Source organism: Bradyrhizobium sp. (genome assembly GCF_017881085.1).
Classification (GTDB): Bacteria; Pseudomonadota; Alphaproteobacteria; order Rhizobiales; family Xanthobacteraceae; genus Bradyrhizobium.
In genome coordinates, this window is record NZ_JADGRI010000483.1 from 1 (window position 1) to 2,748 (window position 2,748).

The 2,748-nt window shown below is 65.4% G+C and carries 3 protein-coding genes; 1 reads left to right on the forward strand and 2 read right to left on the reverse strand.

Annotation, left to right across the window (positions count from 1 at the left end):
* A partial coding sequence (locus QZ213_RS26965) for a BRCT domain-containing protein (RefSeq protein ID WP_365885418.1) occupies nucleotides 1-400 on the forward strand: 400 nt, incomplete at its 5' end.
* A 36-nt stretch (nucleotides 401-436) separates the two neighbouring features.
* On the opposite strand, the gene QZ213_RS26970 is transcribed toward QZ213_RS26965, so the two are convergent.
* Nucleotides 437-1,720: a multidrug effflux MFS transporter gene (locus QZ213_RS26970; RefSeq protein ID WP_291689095.1), complete on the reverse strand. Its 1,284-nt coding sequence runs from the start codon at nucleotides 1,718-1,720 to the stop codon at nucleotides 437-439.
* Nucleotides 1,721-1,914: 194 nt separating this feature from the next.
* On the reverse strand, nucleotides 1,915-2,748 hold an 834-nt coding region (locus QZ213_RS26975), incomplete at its 5' end, for a M24B family metallopeptidase (RefSeq protein ID WP_291689096.1).

The window sequence follows — 2,748 nt, forward strand, 5'->3', positions numbered from 1 at the left end:
CGCGAAGGACGACGAGGAGGCGATCGCCGAGATGGATGCGCTCGACCAGATCGGCGAGACCGTGATCGCCAGCATCAAGGCCTATTTCGGCGAGAGCCATAATCGCGGCATCGTCGAGCGGTTGACAAAAGAAGTCACCATCGTCGATGCCGAGAAGCCGAAGAGCAATTCGGCGGTCGCCGGCAAGACTGTCGTCTTCACCGGCGCGCTGGAAAAGATGACGCGCGACGAAGCCAAGGCGATGGCCGAACGGCTGGGGGCCAAGGCGGCGGGTTCGGTCTCGAAGAAGACCGATTACGTGGTCGCCGGCCCCGGCGCCGGCTCGAAGCTCGCCGAGGCCAAGAAGCACGGCGTCGAGGTGCTGACCGAGGACGAGTGGCTTAAGATGATCGGGCAGTAGAGGGCTAGGGCGGGGCAGTGCCCGCCACACTCCACCCTACATCATCCCGCTTTCTTCCTCCTCCGCCTGCTCGATCAATTCCTCGCTGATCACCACGTCGCGGCGGGGCACCAGGAAAAACATGGTCGAGGCGCAGGCGATCGACAGAAGGACGATGGCGGCGTTGAGCGCCACCGGCGTGGCAAAATGGCCGCCGAGCCAGGCGCCGAACTGCGAGAACAGCGAGCCGATCCCCATCTGCAAAAATCCCATCGCGCCCGAGGCGGTGCCGGCGGCTTCGGGGCGGATGCTGATGGCTCCGGCCGCCGAGTTCGACATCACGAAGGCGTTGGCCAACATCACCAGCATCTGGGTGCCGAACAGCCAGGACGGCATCAGGTTGAGCCCGGTGACACCCCAGACCAGGTTCAACAGGCTGCCGGTGAGTTGCAGCGCCAGACCGAACCAGATCAGCTTTTCCAGCGAATGCCGTGGCGCGAAGCGCACGCAGAAGAGATTGCCGATCAGATAGGCGAAGCCGGTGGCGGCAAACCAGGCGCCATATTCGGCGCTGGAGCGGCCCATCTGCATGACCACGATATAGGGACCGCCGCCCGCGAAGGTGAAGATGATCTGCGAGGCCAGCACCTGGCACAGCATGTAGCCGACGAAGGCGCGGCTGGTGATGAGATAGCCGACATCGCCGCGGAAATTGCTGCCCTCGGCCCGGACGCGGCGCGTTTCCGGCAGCGCCAGCGCGATCGCGACGGCAATGACCAGCGACGCCGCGGTGATGACATAGAAGATCGCGCGCCAGCCGAACGCGGTTTCCAGCAGGCCGCCGGTCAAGGGGCTCAGCATCTGCGCGATCATCATGACCGCGATGACGAGCGAGATCATCGAACTGATGCGCTCGCGGCTGTAGAGGTCGCGGATGATGGCGCGGCTCACCACCATGCCGGTGGCGCCGCCGAGCGCCTGCAGGAACCGCGCCGCGATCAGTTGCGGCAGGGTTTCGGCGAAGATGCAGGCCGCGCTCGCCATCACCATCAGGCCGAGACCCGCCAGCAGCACCGGCCGGCGTCCGAACCGATCCGACAGCGGCCCCATGATGATCTGCGAACAGGCGATGCCGACCATGTAGAGCGACACCGTCATCTGCGCGATCGAGATATCGCGGCCGAAAACGGTGGCCAGCACCGGCAGCGCCGGCACCAGCATATAGAGCGAGATCGGCGCCACGCCGGTCATCGCGACCAGCAATAGCAGCATGATCCGGGAGGTCGCGCCGTCGCTCTTGTCGGTTGTCGCGCCGGGCGGTTGGCCCCTCACTCCGTGCATGCAGGTCCGATCCAGTCCACTGAATCAGACAGTAGCGTTATCCGCCACCGCGAATACGGACGTTTCGGAATGCGGCTATTCCGTTTTCGGGAGGCGCGTCATGGACGTTGTCATTCCGGGATGGTCCGAAGGACCAGACCCGGAATCTCGAGATTCCGGGTTCGCGTCTTCGACGCGCCCCGGAATGACGCTCATTACAGCGACAGCGGCTCCGTGGCGGCGTCGAGCCACACTTTGACGGCCTCGTCGACATGCGGGCGGACCGCGTGGCGGACGCGTTCGTGATAGTCGTTGAGCCAGCTCAGTTCGTCCCCGCTCAGCATGTTGAGGTCGATCAAGCGGCGGTCGATCGGCGCCAGGGTCAGGGTCTCGAAGGCGTTGACCGGCTTTTCCGCGCCCGCGATGTCGGTTCCGACCACCAGTTCCAGGTTCTCGATCCGGATCCCGAACGCATCGGTCTTGTAGTAGCCGGGTTCGTTGGACAGGATCATGCCGCGCTTCAGCGGCGTGGTGCCGAGTTTCGAGATTCGCGCCGGACCTTCGTGCACCGAAAGATAGCTGCCGACGCCGTGGCCGGTGCCGTGCTCGAAATCGATGCCGGCCTGCCAGAGATATTGCCGCGCCAGGGTGTCGATCTGCGCGCCCGTGGTGCCGTCGGGAAACACCGCGCGCGCGATCGCGATATGGCCGCGCAGGACGCGGGTGAAGCGGTCCTGCATTTCCAGCGTGGGCGTGCCGATCGCGATGGTGCGGGTGACGTCGGTGGTGCCGTCCTCATATTGCGCGCCGGAATCGATCAGCAGGAGGTCGCCGGACGAGATCCGCCGGTTGCTCTTGCGGGTGACGCGGTAGTGCACGATGGCGCCGTTCGGTCCGGTGCCGGCGATGGTCGGGAACGAGACGTCCTTCAGCGCGCCGGTGTCGCGGCGGAAGGTTTCCAGCGCCTCGACGGTGTCGATTTCGGTCAGCGCGCCCGTTGGGGCTTCGCGGTCGATCCAGGCCAGGAATCGCGCCAGCGCCACCGCGTC

Coding starts and splice junctions, on each gene's coding strand:
- QZ213_RS26970 (WP_291689095.1), bottom strand. CDS start 1,720: ATGCACGGAGTGAGGGGCCAACCGCCCGGCGCGACAACCGACAAGAGC.